Here is a 13,046-nt window from a genome sequence, read left to right as displayed (position 1 = left end):
CCGCCCAGGGCGACACCATGCCGACTGCGATGGGCCTCCCGGCAGAGCCCAGGAGCAACCCGGTAGCCGGCCGTGAGCGGGCCGGACCATGGCGCCGCCAGGCGCGTGGGTTGCGCCGCCAGGCGCCTCAGATTGAACTGCCTGAGCTCCCGAGGCGCGAAGCGCCCCCTCGGCGAAGACCATCGGCCGAAGGCGACCTCCCTACTTGAGGGCTCCGGAGGTCAGGCCGGACTGGATCTGGCGCTGGAACACCGTGTAGACGACCAGCATCGGCAGGATCGCCAGCGTCAGCGCGGCGAACAGCGCCGACCAGTCCTGGTCGTACCCGGCGGACGTGGAGATGTCAGCGATCCCCTGCGTGAGCACCCACTTGTCCCGATCCTGCAGCAACACCAGCGGCAGCTGGTACTGGTTCCACTGCCCGAGCACGTTGAAGATCGTGATGCTGATGATGCCCGGTCTGGCCATCGGCAACATGATCTGGAAGAACACGCGGGTGTGCGAGGCCCCGTCCACCATGGCCGCCTCCCCCACCGCCGTGGGCAGCGTACGGAAGAACGCCGTCAGGAAGAACACCGTGAACGGCATCGAGTACGCGATGTAGACCAGCACCAGCCCCGCGTGCGTGTTCAGCCCGATGTACGGCCCCACCACCGGCACCGCCCCCATGTTCTGCACGACGAAGAACAGCGGCGTGAGTTTCAGGTACACCGGGAAGGCCAGCCCGGACACGAACAGGAAGTAGATCGGCCGGTTGGCGCGGAAGGGGTACCGGGCCAGCACGTACGCGGCCATCGAGCCGAGCAGCATCGTCCCGGCCACGCTGAAGGTGACGACGATGACGCTGTTGAGCATGTACTGCCCGATGTGCGCCTGTTCCCAGGCGCGGGCGAAGTTGTCCCAGTTGAGCCTGGCCGGCAGCCCCCATGCCTCGCCGAAGATCTCGTCCTCGCTCTTCACCGAGGCCAGGAAGGTCCACAGGATCGGCACCACGACGAGCACCGTCCACACCAGGAGCGCGACGTGGGAGAGCAGGGCCATCGGCCCGAGCCGTCGCCGGCGCTCCTGGCGGGCCAGTTTGCGGGAGTTCGCCACCGTCCATGTGGTCGTCGTTGTCATCTAGTACTCGATTCGTTCGCGGCGTGACAGGCGCAGCGAGAGGATGGCGAAGCCGACGGTGAAGAAGAACATCATGACGCCGAGGGCCGAGGCGTAGCCGAAGCGGAAGTACTGGAAGGCGTTGCGGTAGATCTCGGCGGCCATGACGGTGGTCGACCAGTCGGGGCCGCCGTGCTGGTCGGTCATCACCCACACGATCGCGAACGCGTCGAGCGCCAGGATGCCGAGGTAGACCCAGGCCACCTGGATGGTGTCCCAGAGCAGCGGCAGCGTGATGCGGAAGAACAGGCTGAACCGGCCCGCGCCGTCGATCTGCGCCGCCTCGAACATGTCGCGCGGGATGGAGGCCAGCCCGGCCGAGAACAGCACGACGTAGAAGCCGACCGCCTGCCAGACCAGCACGCCGAGCACCGACCAGAAGGCCACGCCGGGGTCGGACAGGAAGCCGACCGGCTTGGCGCCGAGCGCGATCAGCGGCCCGTTCAGCATGCCGCTGCCGTCGGGCCGGAACACCTGCTGGAACAGCACGCCCACCACTGCCACGGCCAGGACCTGCGGGAAGAAGAACACCACCCGGTAGAACTTCGAGCCCGCGATGCCCGAGGAGCCCTTGCGCCCGCCCACGTTGAGCAGGAAGGCGAAGAACAGCGCGATGACGATCGTGAGCAGCGGCAGCAGCACGAGCAGCATGGCGTTGTGGCTGACGGCCTTCCAGAAGACGCCGTCCTTGAACAGCCGGACGAAGTTGTCCAGCCCGATGAAGTCCGGTGTGGCCGTCACGCCGCGCCAGTCGGTCATCGCGATCCGGAACGCCTGGATCAGCGGCGAGATGACGTAGGCGAGGTAGAGGATCACCGGGGCTGCCAGGAACGCGGTGATGAACAGCCCGCGGCGATACCTGTTGAACAACATCAGCGCTTGTACTTCTTGATCGAGGAGTCGTTCTTGATCTCGTCGGCCTTCTTCTGCATGCGCTCCAGGTACTTCTCCGGCGTCAGGCCGCCGGACATCAGCTCGCCGGTGGCGGCGATGCCCTCGTCCTTGAGCTGGCCGTACCAGGTGTACCAGCGGTAGTAGACGGTGTTGGCGCCCGCGTCGGCGACGGCCTTGGAGGCGCTGGTGACGCCGGGCGAGATCGTCCGGCCCTCGGTCGCGCCCTTGACCGCGGTCACCGTCTTGACCATCTCGCTGAAGTCGCCGGCCGCCTTCTTCGACAACATGCCGCGCAGGTACTCGATGCCGCCCTGCGGGTTGGCGCTCCTGGCCGAGACCATGAAGTTCTCGCCGGGCTGGGTGTGCAGGGTGCCGTACGGCATCTTGTCGGAGCCGGTGACGTCGGGGATCGGGAACATGCCGTACTCGAAGTCGGGCGGGGTGGTGCTCTTCTGCTCGTTCTCCAGCCACGACCCGGACGGCAGCATGGCCACCTTGTACTTGTTCTGGGCTGTCTGGGTCTGCACGTGGTCGAGGCCGGTCGTGCCCTCCATGAGGTACTTGGCGCCCACCTCGGCCCAGGCCGTGGCGGCGGTCTTCATGGCCTCGGTGGTCCAGGCGCCGTCCTCCAGGTTGTCGATGTTGACCAGCACCTCGTTGCCGCCGATCTTGGCGGCCATGGTCAGCAGCGGCTCGTACAGGTACTGGGGGAACTTGCCCGCGTACGTGAAGGGCGCCATCTTGCCGGACTTCTTGATCGTCTCGCAGAGCTTGACGAACTCGTCCCACGTCTTGGGGATCTCCCAGCCGTTGTCCCTGAACACCTTCTGTGAGTACCAGATGCCGTGGATGTAGTTCACGTAACCCAGCACGCTGAACTTGCCGTCGTAGGTGCCGATGTCGATGACCGACTGGTCGATGGTGTCCCGGACCTTGACGGCGGGGTCGTCCCAGCTCGGCGCGTCGAGCAGGGCGGTGAGGTCCTGGAGCTGGCCGTCCTGGGACAGGGCGCCGAAGTCCATGAAGTTGGCGCCGGAGTTGTCGATGACCTCCGGCGGGTTGCCGCCGGCGAACCGCGGCTGGAGGACCTTGGTGATCTCCTTGGTGGCGTTGTGCTTGATCTCGCTCTTCGGGTACTTCGTCTTGAACAGGGGCTCGTGGATGTTCTTGGCGTAGTCCTGGCCGAAGCCGCCGTCGAAGATCCACACCTCCAGGGGCTTGCCGTCCGCGACGCCGAACGGGTTGGCCGCGCTGGTCGCCACCGGCGCGGAGGAGGCGGTGGCCGTGGGCTTGGCGGCCGGGGTGGCGCAGGCGGCCAGCGCCCCCGCGACGGGGACGAGGGCCGCGCCGCGCAGGAGTTGACGACGGCTGATATGGGGGGTGTCAGGCATTGATGGCTCCTAGCTGTTCATGATCCTCGTCGTATTCGCCCTGCGTACCGGCTCTCCAGGGCCTTGTTGTGCTCGTCGCCGCCGGTCACGTTGACCGACAGGTAGACGGGGGGCCGCTCGCCCAGGGCGACGAGCTCCTCCACCGCCTCGGTGACCACCATCTGCGCGAGCAGCGCCGAGGTGATCGTGGAGACCGCGCCGTACGTGCCGCCGTCCGGCAGGTCGAGGACGGCGTCCCCGTACGGGGAGCCGTTGTCGAGCACGACGTCGGCCAGGTCCATGAGCTTGCCGCCCGAGGGATGGCGCGAGGTCATGCGCGTGCTGTGCGCGACCGAGGTGATCGCGACGAGCGGGTGGCCGCGCTCCTTGACCAGCGTGGCCAGCTCCACGACCGTGCCGTTCACGCCGGAGCTGGAGATCAGGACGAACACGTCCTGCGGCTCGACGGGGGCCAGGTCGTAGATCTCGTGGGCGACGGCCGGGTCGCGTTCCAGCTCCGGGGTGAGCACGCTCGGCGGCCGGCCGCCGTACAGGACGAGGTCGCGCGGGGAGAGGCGGTTGCTGGGCACCAGGCCGCCGGCCCGTCCGGCGATCTCCATGGCGATGGCCTCGGAGTGCCCCGACCCGAACGCGTTGACCACCCCGCCGGCGCGCAGCGCGGCGACGATCAGGGCGGCGGCCCGGCGCACCGGCTCCGCCTGGCTCTCGGCGACCTGCCCGGCGAGGGCGAGGGCCTTGGACGCGTACCGCATGTCAGCCTCTCTCCACGCGGTGGCTCTCCACCGCGCTGATCGTCAGCTCGAACGCCTCGTTGGTGCGCTCGTACGTGCGCTGCGCGACCGCCACGTAGACGGCGTCGAGCACGAAGAGCTGCGAGTGCACGGCCGCCAGCCCGCCCAGCCGGAACGTGGTCTCCCTGCTGGCCGTGGTCAGCACCAGGCCGGCCAGCTCGGCCAGCGGCGAGCGGGCGAAGGAGGTGACGGCGACCGTCGTCGCGCCGTGGCTGCCCGCCTCGGCCAGCGCCTCCATGACCTCGCGGGTGCGGCCCCGGTGGCTGATGCCGATGGCGACGTCGTCCGCGCCGAGCAGCGCCGCCTCCGACAGCGCCACGTGCGCGTCGCCGGCGCTCCAGCACGGGATGCCGATGCGGCGCAGCCTGCCTTCGAGCATGGTGGCGACGTTCCCGCTGGTGGAGACGCCGATCAGCAGCACCCGGCGGGCCCTGACGACGGCGTCGGCGACCTGGGCGACCATCGCGAGGTCGAGTTGGGCGGCGGTGTCCTGGATGAGCCTGGCGTCGGCGGCGGCCATCACCTCGATGGCCGAGTCGAGCGGGTCGTCGGGGCCGATCTCGTGCCCGACGCCCGCGCCCCAGCCGGCCTGCGCGGCCCTGCCGGTCTCCGTGGCGAGGGCGACCCGCAGCTCGGCGTAGCCGGAGAAGCCGAACGCCCGGCAGAACCTCGTCACGGTGGCGGGCGAGCTGCCCGCCCGTTCGGCCAGCGCGATGATGGTCGACCGGGCGGCCTCGGCGGGGTCGCCGAGTATCACCTCGCCGACCCGGCGCAACGCCTCCGGCAGGCCGGGCAGTTCTGTTTCGACGCGCCCGAGGGCTCCTGAAGTCACGAATATTCCTTCCGAATACTCGGTCTTCTGGCGAAAATTATTCTTGCTTCCCGGTCACGTCAACCCCCAGAATTTGACCGTGACCAAATCGCTGGTGGTCGGTGTCGACGCGGGAGCCACCTCGACGCGCGTCTCCGTCCACACCCTCGACGGCACCCGGGTCGGCTACGCGCGGGCGGGCGCCGGCAACCCCTCGGCGCACGGTCTGGACAAGGCGGTGGCGGCGATCGGCACGGCGCTCGGGCAGGCGCTGGGGTCGCACGACGGCGGCCAGGTCGTGGCCTCGCTGGCCGGGGTCGCGGGCCAGGTCGACACGCTGGTCCCCGAGCTGGCCCGGGTCTGGGCCGGCCACGGCATCGAGGCGGGCCCGCTGATCGAGCGCGACGTGGCGGTGGCCTACGCCGCCGGCTCCGCCGAGCCCGACGGCTCGCTGCTGCTGTCGGGCACGGGCGCGGTCGCGGCCAGGGTCGCCGGCCACCGCATCGACACGATCGCCGACGGGCTCGGCTGGCTGCTGGGCGACGAGGGCTCGGGCTTCTGGATCGGCCGCGCCGCCGCCAAGGCCGTGGTCTCCGCCCTCGACCGGGGCGCGACGGGCGAGCCGGGCAGCCTGGTCGCGCTCGTCGTCGAGCACTTCCTGGGCGAGGAGCGTCCGGGGTCGCCGCGGGCGGTCGCCGACCGGTTCGTCCGGCTCGCGCAGGCCCACCACATGCGCCTGGCCGCGCTGTCCGCCCTGGTCAGCCGGGCGGCCGAGGCCGGTGACCCGATGGCGCTCAAGGTCGCCGAGGAGGCCGCCGACCGTCTGGTGGCCACCCTGCGCAGGGTGCACGTCTCGGGCGACGTCGTGCTCGCGGGCAGCGTGCTGACCAGCGAGGGGCCGGTGCGCCGGGCCGTGCTGGCGCGGCTGTCCGGCGAGCGGGTGCGCACGGCGCGCGACGCGGCGGGCGCGGCGGCCTGGCTGGCGGCCCGCGGCGTGCTGCCCGGCGACGACGGCCGGAGCTCGCACGCGGCGTTCACGCTCACTCCCTGACGTTCAGTTCACGCTCGTTCCCTGACGCTCAGTTCACGCTCATTCCCTGACGTTCAGTTCACGCTCATTCCCTGACGTTCAGTTCACGCTCGTTCCCTGACGCTCAACGGGTGAGCAGGGCCGCGCTGCCGTAGCTGCCGCCGAAACCGGTCACCAGGGCGGTCTCGTGCCCGGCGCGCAGTTCCCGCACCGCCTGGGCCACGTTGTTGAGCCCGTGCACGTACCCCTCCGACAGCAGGCCGCCGTGCGGGTTCACCCACGCGTGCCGCCGTTCCAGCAGGTACGCCCCCAGGTCCTCCCGTGCCACCAGCCCGAAGTCCGCCAGTTGCCGGGGCACCAGCCAGGAGTAGGCGTCGTAGAGCAGCGCCGCCCGGACGTCCGAGGGCCGCATCCCGGACGCCGCCCACAACATCGGCGCGACGTGCTCGGAGAAGACGGCCGTCACGTCTGGCGAGCGGTCCATGGAGGAGCAGCCGGGCCCTCCCCCGCGGACGACCGCCCGGATGCGCGGGCCGTCCAGGACGCCGCTCACCAGCAGCGCGCACGCGCCGTCGGTCTCCAGGCAGCAGTCGGCGGTGCGCAGCGGCGTGCAGACGTACGGTTTGGCCAGGTAGGCGGCCAGGTCCAGGGGCTCGCGGCGCAGGGCGCGCGGGTTGGCGGCGGCGTTGCGCCTGGACTGGCCGACCACGGCGTGCAGGTGCTCGGCGGTGAGTCCGGTGTCGTGCAGGTAGCGGGTGGCGGCCATGGCGAACAGCGGGATCGGCCCCGCCAGGCCGTAGGTGTGGCGTTCCAGGGGGCCGGTGGAGGCGGTGTTCATCCGCGTGCCGGACCGCCCGTTGAGCGCCCGGAAGACCAGGACGTTCCTGGCCAGACCGGCGTGGATCAGCATGGCCGCGTCCCCCAGCACGGACGCGGCCTGCGTGCCGCCGCCGGAGATGTCGTTGTGCCAGCGCAGCCGCTCGATCCCCAGCGCGCGGGCGACCTGGACGACCGGCGCCGAGTCGTTCATGTGGTAGCTGAGCAGCCCGTCGACCTCGCCGGGTGTGATCCCGGCGTCCGCGCAGGCGGCCCGGCACGCCTCGGTGGCCAGCTCCAGCTCGGTGCGCCCGGACTGCCTGGTCAGCGCGGTCATCCCGATCCCGGCCACGGCCGCGCACCCGGCGAAGGACTGCATCCCGCACGATAACACGCCGAGACAAGCGCTTGCTCGGCACGCGGGCGGCCGAGGCGCCGGGGATGCCGAACGCGGTGTTCCGGGCGCGGTGTTCCGGGCGGCCACAACGGCGGCGTCTTCCGTCCGAAGGTCTTCGCCGCCAGGTCGGGCGAGGCCCTGAGCAGCGGGAAGGCATGAGCCGTGACTGGATGTCTTCACGCGGGCTGCCCCGTCTTGTAATACGGAGAGGTGATCAGCCGATAGCCCATCATCATCACCCCGAGGTGAGAGATGGATCTGCGCTACGTCAGATACGCGATGGCGATCGCGCGCGCCGGCAGCCTCCGCCGCGCCGCGACCGCGCTGCACATCGCGCAGCCCACCCTGTCGGAGCAGCTCAGGGCGCTGGAGAAGGAGATAGGCGTCGAGCTGTTCAGCCGTTCGTCCAGCGGTGTGCGGCTCACCGAGGCGGGCGAGGCGTTCCTGGCCCAGGCCACGGTCGCGCTCGACGCCTACGAACGGGCCGTGGCCGCCGCGCGCGGCAAGGGCCGCACCGCCCGCCTGGGCGTGGCCGACGGGCTGGCCGACGTGGCCGCCCGGCTGCTCGCCCAGCTCCAGAACGTGCCGGTGCGGATCGCGCCGATGAGCACGGCCGAGCAGTTGATCTCCATCGCCGACGGCACGTTGCAGGCCGGCCTCGGTTACGCCCCCGGATCGCTGCCGAGGGGCGTGGCCCGCATGCTCGTCCATCGTTTCCCGGTCCGCGCGCTGCTCCCGCGCGACCATCCCCTGGCCGGGCGGGAGGCGCTGTCACTGGCGGACCTGGCCGGCGAGCCGCTGATCATGCCGGAGTCGGACGCGGTCGCCGGGGCCCGGCGGTTCCTGGAGGGGTTCGTCCGGCATCGGCTGCATCCCCGGCTTGGCCCGGCCGCCGCCACCCATGACCTGGTGATCGACATGGTGGCCGCGGGGGCCGGCTACAGCCTGTGCGTCCACGAGGGCAGCACCGTGCCCGACGCGCTCGCCTTCGTGCCCATCAAGGAGGACGTGCCACCGCTGGAGGCGGTCTTCCTGTGGAACCGGCAGGCCGACGTGCACGAGGTGGTGAGCGCGGCCCGCCACGTCGCCCGCTCTGGATAGCGCTATTATCTATCGATGCGCATCTCAGAACTGAGCGCCCGATCCGATGTCGCCATCCCCACGATCAAGTACTACCTGCGTGAGGGCATGCTGCACCCGGGCGAGCAGACCGCCGCGACCCGCGCGGAGTACGACGAGTCCCATCTGCGCAGGCTGCGCCTGATCCGGGCCCTGCTGGAGGTGGGCAGGCTCCCCGTGGCCGCCATCAAGCAGGTCATCGCCGCCGTCGACGACGAGACGCTGCCCATCCACCGCATGCTGGGGATCGCCCACTACGCGCTCGGCCCGGTCGTCGAGCCCGAGCAGGACGAGGAGTGGCGAACCGCCAGGGCCGAGGTCGACCGGCTGCTCGACGAGCTGGGCTGGACCGTCGTCGAGGACGCCCCCACCCGCGACGAGCTGGCGCAGACGGTGGTCCGCATGCGCCAGCTCGGCCTGCGCGTCGACCTCGCGCCGTACGTCGAGGCCGCCAGGAAGCTGGTGACCGAGGTCGAGATGGACACCATCCCCTTCGACGGGCCGCGCGACGCCGCCGTGGAGGCCCTGGTGCTGGGCACCGTCCTGTACGGCAAGGCGTTCGACACGCTGCGCCGCATGGCCCAGGAGTCGGAGTCGGCCCGCCGGGTGGGGCAGCGCCAGCGGTCAGGCCGGTGAGAACCGGTCAGAGCACGCCGTTGCGGCGCAGGATCTCGACGGCCCGTACGGTGGCCGCGCCCCGCCATTCGAGCGCGCCGGCGGGCGAGATCCGCGCGTAGTCCACGACCCAGCCGCCGTCCTCCTGCTGCGTCCCGGCCAGCCGGTCGAGGTCGGCGGCGATCACCTCGGGCGCGAACAGCTCGCGCGCCGGCCGTCCGGGGTAGGGCGCGAAGTCGAGGGGGTTCAGCCGCTCCTCCGCGGTGCCGCCCTCCACGGGCACCCGTCCGTCCTCGGGGATGTACGCGGCCAGCCGCTTGAGCAGCCCGGCCGCCTCGGGCCGCGTCCCGTGGACGGCGTCCAGGAAGCGCACGGCGAAGGAGAGCACGTAGGCGTGCGGCCGTTCGTCCAGCGCCTGGATCGCGTCGAGGCAGTAGCGGGTGGCCCGCTCCAGCCACGGATGCCCGGCCACGGCCGGGTCGTGGGCGGCCACGCCGTGGGCCGCCGCCGCGGAGATGGCCGTGATCTGCAGCGACGAGGTGCTCGTGTCCGCGCCCGCCCACCAGGGCGCGGTGCCCTCGGTCAGGGTGAGCGGCAGCGCGAACGGCAGCCCGCCGTCGGGCATCGTCACCGACTCCAGCCAGTCGCACAGCGCGACGGCCTGCGGCGCGGTGTCGGGGCCGATCTCCTCCAGCACCTCGAAGGCGTGCAGCGCCGCGCCCGGCTGGCTCTCCGGCGAGCGCAGGTCGGGCTCCAGGCCCCAGCCGTAGCCGCCGTCGGGGTTGCGGTAGGCGTCGAGGGCGCCGAGCACGGAGGCCGGGCCGGTCTCCCCCATGAGCAAGTGGAAGCGGCGCCGGTCCAGGACCCGCGCGTGCGTGGCCAGGAACCCGGCGACCGCCGAGAGATTGACGTTCATAGGGCCATCGTGCCCGCCGCGCGAGCTCGGGTCTTGTTCGAACCGGACATGTCACCCGGTGTCGCTCACCGGCCGTTTCAGCAGCCACAACGCGGCCCGCTGGAGCAGGGTCCGGTGGATCTCGTTGTCGTAGGACCTGGTGTCGTGCCCCAGCGCGTCGTAGACCACCCGGCCGCGGCGCACCGGACGCGCCCACACCAGCGGCTGGCCGTTCGCGGAGGCCAGGGGGCGCACGTCCGGCAGCACGTCGAGGTCGCTGTAGACCTCGTCCACCAGGTCGAAGTCGCGCAGGCCCGCCACGATGGGGTGGGCGGCGCCGTGCACCCGCACGCCGGTCCAACCGAGGGGCGGATGGTGGGACTTGGGCCAGTTCCAGCAGCCGCCGAGCACCCGCGGCCAGCCCTGCCAGTCGTCGAAGCAGACCGCGGCCGTGTGCACGCAGAGCAGGCCGCCGCCCCGGTCGAGGTGGTCGAGCAGCGTGGTGCGGGCCTGGGCGGGCAGCGCGAAGCGCCATTCGCCGCGCAGGTCGGCGAAGCGGTCCTGGCCCATCTGCCAGCGCAGCGCGTTGACCGTGATGAGCTGCACCTCCGGCGGCTCGCTCAGCGCGCCCGCGATGTCCTCGGTGATCTCGGACTCGACGCCCACCTCGCCCAGCACGTCGGCGAGCGCGGCCGACGTGGCGGCGAAGTCGTGGAAGAGCCCTCCTGACAGGATCAGATTTCTCGCCACGCCCCCAGCCCATCACGCCCGGCCCGCCTTGACCACCCACCCGAGCCGCCCACCCGAGCCGCCCACCCGTACCACCCCGCCGAGCAGCCCCGCCGAGCCGCCCCGCCGACCCGCCCGGCCGGGTGGCAGGGCATGATGCCGGACGTGGACTTCGAGGAATACCGCCCGATGTTGCTGGGCCTGGCCTACCGCCTGCTCGGCAGCATGTGGGACGCCGAGGACGTCGTGCAGGAGGCCTGGCTGCGCTGGGAGGGCGCCGACCGGAGCCAGATCAGGGAGCCCCGCGCGTTCCTGCTGACCGTGGTCTCGCGGCTGGCCCTCGACCAGCTGCGCTCGGCCCGCGTGCGGCGGGAGGCCTACACCGGGCCGTGGCTGCCCGAGCCGGTCGCGACGGGCGAGGCCGGGCCGCTGGACACCGCCGAGCTGCGCGACACCGTCTCCTTCGCCACCCTGCACCTGATGGAGAAGCTGTCGCCGCCGGAGCGGGCGGTGTTCGTGCTGCGGGAGGCGTTCGAGCTGCCGTACGACGAGATCGCCGAGATCGTCGGCTCGTCGGTGGCCAACGCCCGGCAGATGCACCACCGCGCCTCGGTCCGGGTGTCGCAGGGCCGCGACCGGTTCACGCCGACGAACGAGGACCACGCCAGGCTGCTGACGAAGTTCATGGAGGCGGCCGGCGGCGGCGACCTCGACGCGCTGACCGAGCTGCTGCACGAGGACGTCGTCATGTGGAACGACGGCGGCGGCAAGGTCCGGGCCGCCCTGCGGCCGATCCTGGGCCGGCGCAAGGTCAGCGCCTTCATCGGCGGCCTGCTGGCCCGCTACGACTTCAGCCGGGCGCACCTCGTCGAGGCCAACGGCCGCCCCGCCCTGTGGACGCACGTGGCCGGGACCGACCAGCTCATCGCCCTGGACGTGCGCGACGGCCGCATCCAGGGGCTTTACGGCGTGCTCAACCCCGACAAGCTGACCCGGGTGCGGCCGGAGTGATCGGCCCGTCACTATAGTCGCCTTATGGATCTCGGCATCTCGGGCAAGGTCGCCCTGGTCACCGGCGGCAGCGCGGGCATCGGCCTGGCCGCCGCCAAGAGCCTCGCGCGCGAGGGCTGCGACGTGTGCGTCAGCGCGCGCAACCCCGAGCGGCTCGCGGACGCGGTGGTGGAGCTGCAGCAGTTCGGCCACGTGGTGCACGCGGTGCTGGCCGATGTGGAGGACCCGGCGGCGGCTCAGCGGGTGGCCGACGAGACGCGCGACGTGCTCGGCCCGGTCGACATCCTGGTGGCCAACGCGGGCGGCCCGCCCACCGGCCGCTTCGACGAGGTCGGCCTCGAAGACTGGGACGTCGCGGTGCAGCGCAACCTGCTCGGCACCGTCCGGCTGATCCAGGCGGTGCTGCCGGAGATGCGCTCGCGGGGGTGGGGCCGGATCGTCACCGTCACCAGCTCGTCCGTCCGCGAGGCGATCGACGGGCTGGCGCTGTCCAACGCCATGCGCCCGGCCGTCGCCGGGCTCGTGCGCACGCTGGCCCGCGAGGTGGGCGGCGACGGCGTGCTGGTCAACAACGTGCTGCCGGGGGCGATCGACACCGAACGCCTGCGCGGCATGTCGGGCGGCGACGACGTGGTCGAGGAGCGCGGCCGGGCCGTGCCGGTCGGGCGGGTCGGTCAGGCCGAGGAGGTGGGGGACGTCATCGCGTTCCTGGCCAGCGAGCGGGCCTCGTACGTGAACGGCGTCTCGATGCTGGTCGACGGCGGCGCGGGCCGGGTCATCGCCTGAGCAGGGTGGCGACGACGCCGGCCGCCCACTCCTCGTCCTTGTCGGCCGGGTCGACGAAGTAGGACAGGTTGGCCCGGTGGAAGCAGGCGCCCATCAGCAGGGCGGCCGCCGGGCCGGGGTCGAGGCCGGGGTCGGTGCGGCCCGCGGCCCGTTCGGCGTCGAGGATCTCGGCCAGGGCCCCGATCGGCAGGTGGGGGCCGGTGCCGGTGCTGGCGAGCATGTGCTTGAACCGGGCCAGCAGCGAGGGGTCGGCCAGCATGCCGGAGGCGATGGTGGCGGCCTCGGTGTAGAACTCCAGCGCCGCCAGGGTGAAGCGGGTGAGGTTGTCGGCCAGGTCGCCCTCGCCCGTGCTCAGCCGCAGCCGGGCCAGCGCGGGCGCGAGCGCGGGCAGCCGTTCGAGCAGGACCGCGAGGAACATCTGCTCCTTGCCGGCGAAGTGCTTGTAGAGCAGCGCCTCGGAGCAGCCGGCCGCCTGGGCGATGCGCCGCGTGGTCGCACCCGAGATGCCGAACTCCCGAATGGCCTGCTCGGCGGCGTCGAGGATGCGCTCACGGGTGCTCATCCGCCCATGATATGAGCGAGTGCTCACCAACCCACGCGTGC

Annotated in this window: 14 protein-coding genes; 5 read left to right on the top strand and 9 right to left on the bottom strand. The window is 71.8% G+C overall.

The features are described 5' to 3' along the window. Nucleotides 1-201: 201 nt before the first annotated feature. The 5 genes from AB0J71_RS17525 to AB0J71_RS17505 are packed head-to-tail and all read right to left on the bottom strand — an operon-like array spanning nucleotide 202 to nucleotide 5,066. A complete protein-coding gene (locus AB0J71_RS17525; protein ID WP_352319944.1) occupies nucleotides 202-1,119 on the bottom strand; it encodes a carbohydrate ABC transporter permease in 918 nt (305 codons plus the stop codon). After that, nucleotides 1,120-2,031: a sugar ABC transporter permease gene (locus tag AB0J71_RS17520; RefSeq protein ID WP_352319946.1), complete on the bottom strand. Its 912-nt coding sequence runs from the start codon at nucleotides 2,029-2,031 to the stop codon at nucleotides 1,120-1,122. Next, nucleotides 2,031-3,443: an N-acetylglucosamine/diacetylchitobiose ABC transporter substrate-binding protein gene (ngcE, locus tag AB0J71_RS17515; protein WP_364414949.1), complete on the bottom strand. Its 1,413-nt coding sequence runs from the start codon at nucleotides 3,441-3,443 to the stop codon at nucleotides 2,031-2,033. The genes AB0J71_RS17520 and ngcE overlap by 1 nt, the downstream gene beginning before the upstream one ends. A 17-nt stretch (nucleotides 3,444-3,460) precedes the next feature. Then, nucleotides 3,461-4,195 carry an SIS domain-containing protein gene (locus AB0J71_RS17510; protein WP_352319949.1) on the bottom strand — a complete coding sequence of 245 codons (735 nt, stop codon included), beginning with the start codon at nucleotides 4,193-4,195 and terminating at the stop codon, nucleotides 3,461-3,463. A 1-nt stretch (nucleotide 4,196) separates the two neighbouring features. Beyond that, complete coding sequence (locus tag AB0J71_RS17505; protein ID WP_352319951.1) at nucleotides 4,197-5,066, bottom strand: MurR/RpiR family transcriptional regulator; 870 nt, start codon at nucleotides 5,064-5,066, stop codon at nucleotides 4,197-4,199. Between the two features lie 79 nt (nucleotides 5,067-5,145). Between AB0J71_RS17505 and AB0J71_RS17500 the strand changes: the two genes are divergently transcribed. Further along, nucleotides 5,146-6,096, top strand: coding sequence for a BadF/BadG/BcrA/BcrD ATPase family protein (locus tag AB0J71_RS17500; RefSeq protein WP_364414947.1), 951 nt, complete (start codon nucleotides 5,146-5,148; stop codon nucleotides 6,094-6,096). 103 nt (nucleotides 6,097-6,199) lie between these two features. Here AB0J71_RS17500 and AB0J71_RS17495 read toward each other — a convergent pair whose 3' ends face one another. Further along, nucleotides 6,200-7,270 carry an acetyl-CoA acetyltransferase gene (locus tag AB0J71_RS17495; RefSeq protein WP_364414945.1) on the bottom strand — a complete coding sequence of 357 codons (1,071 nt, stop codon included), beginning with the start codon at nucleotides 7,268-7,270 and terminating at the stop codon, nucleotides 6,200-6,202. Nucleotides 7,271-7,540: 270 nt separating this feature from the next. On the opposite strand from AB0J71_RS17495, the gene AB0J71_RS17490 reads away from it, so the two are divergent. Together AB0J71_RS17490 and AB0J71_RS17485 are read left to right on the top strand one after the other, a co-directional pair. Further along, nucleotides 7,541-8,389: a LysR substrate-binding domain-containing protein gene (locus AB0J71_RS17490; RefSeq protein ID WP_352319955.1), complete on the top strand. Its 849-nt coding sequence runs from the start codon at nucleotides 7,541-7,543 to the stop codon at nucleotides 8,387-8,389. A gap of 15 nt (nucleotides 8,390-8,404) precedes the next feature. Continuing rightward, nucleotides 8,405-9,043 carry a MerR family transcriptional regulator gene (locus AB0J71_RS17485; protein WP_352319957.1) on the top strand — a complete coding sequence of 213 codons (639 nt, stop codon included), beginning with the start codon at nucleotides 8,405-8,407 and terminating at the stop codon, nucleotides 9,041-9,043. Between the two features lie 7 nt (nucleotides 9,044-9,050). Here the strand turns inward: AB0J71_RS17485 and AB0J71_RS17480 are convergent, their stop codons facing one another. Beyond that, entirely contained in the window at nucleotides 9,051-9,938 is an 888-nt protein-coding gene (locus tag AB0J71_RS17480) for a hypothetical protein (RefSeq protein WP_364414943.1), read from the bottom strand. Nucleotides 9,939-9,989: 51 nt separating this feature from the next. After that, entirely contained in the window at nucleotides 9,990-10,667 is a 678-nt protein-coding gene (locus tag AB0J71_RS17475; RefSeq protein ID WP_352319961.1) for a ThuA domain-containing protein, read from the bottom strand. Nucleotides 10,668-10,811: 144 nt separating this feature from the next. Here AB0J71_RS17475 and AB0J71_RS17470 point away from each other — a divergent pair, with 144 nt between their 5' ends. Both AB0J71_RS17470 and AB0J71_RS17465 read left to right on the top strand, forming a co-directional pair. Next, on the top strand, nucleotides 10,812-11,657 hold the full coding sequence (locus AB0J71_RS17470) for an RNA polymerase sigma-70 factor (RefSeq protein ID WP_352319963.1): 846 nt from the start codon (nucleotides 10,812-10,814) through the stop codon (nucleotides 11,655-11,657). Between the two features lie 24 nt (nucleotides 11,658-11,681). After that, nucleotides 11,682-12,443 carry an SDR family oxidoreductase gene (locus tag AB0J71_RS17465; protein WP_352319965.1) on the top strand — a complete coding sequence of 254 codons (762 nt, stop codon included), beginning with the start codon at nucleotides 11,682-11,684 and terminating at the stop codon, nucleotides 12,441-12,443. Here the strand turns inward: AB0J71_RS17465 and AB0J71_RS17460 are convergent. Beyond that, nucleotides 12,433-13,005 (bottom strand): helix-turn-helix domain-containing protein, encoded by a 573-nt coding sequence (locus AB0J71_RS17460; protein ID WP_352319967.1) that lies wholly within the window; start codon nucleotides 13,003-13,005, stop codon nucleotides 12,433-12,435. The two genes, AB0J71_RS17465 and AB0J71_RS17460, sit on opposite strands and share 11 nt — an antisense overlap. Between the last annotated feature and the right edge of the window lie 41 nt (nucleotides 13,006-13,046).

Source organism: Nonomuraea sp. NPDC049637 (genome assembly GCF_040675235.1).
Taxonomy (GTDB): Bacteria; Actinomycetota; Actinomycetes; order Streptosporangiales; family Streptosporangiaceae; genus Nonomuraea.
The sequence above is the reverse complement of the archived record's forward strand: the minus strand, read 5'-3'. Positions and strand labels throughout refer to the sequence as shown.

Bases quoted from the DNA above. Each gene is read 5' to 3' on its own strand.
- AB0J71_RS17525 (WP_352319944.1), bottom strand. From the start codon at position 1,119: ATGACAACGACGACCACATGGACGGTGGCGAACTCCCGCAAACTGGCC.
- AB0J71_RS17520 (WP_352319946.1), bottom strand. From the start codon at position 2,031: ATGTTGTTCAACAGGTATCGCCGCGGGCTGTTCATCACCGCGTTCCTG.
- ngcE (WP_364414949.1), bottom strand. From the start codon at position 3,443: ATGCCTGACACCCCCCATATCAGCCGTCGTCAACTCCTGCGCGGCGCG.
- AB0J71_RS17510 (WP_352319949.1), bottom strand. From the start codon at position 4,195: ATGCGGTACGCGTCCAAGGCCCTCGCCCTCGCCGGGCAGGTCGCCGAG.
- AB0J71_RS17495 (WP_364414945.1), bottom strand. From the start codon at position 7,270: ATGCAGTCCTTCGCCGGGTGCGCGGCCGTGGCCGGGATCGGGATGACC.
- AB0J71_RS17490 (WP_352319955.1), top strand. From the start codon at position 7,541: ATGGATCTGCGCTACGTCAGATACGCGATGGCGATCGCGCGCGCCGGC.
- AB0J71_RS17485 (WP_352319957.1), top strand. From the start codon at position 8,405: ATGCGCATCTCAGAACTGAGCGCCCGATCCGATGTCGCCATCCCCACG.
- AB0J71_RS17480 (WP_364414943.1), bottom strand. From the start codon at position 9,938: ATGAACGTCAATCTCTCGGCGGTCGCCGGGTTCCTGGCCACGCACGCG.
- AB0J71_RS17465 (WP_352319965.1), top strand. From the start codon at position 11,682: ATGGATCTCGGCATCTCGGGCAAGGTCGCCCTGGTCACCGGCGGCAGC.
- AB0J71_RS17460 (WP_352319967.1), bottom strand. From the start codon at position 13,005: ATGAGCACCCGTGAGCGCATCCTCGACGCCGCCGAGCAGGCCATTCGG.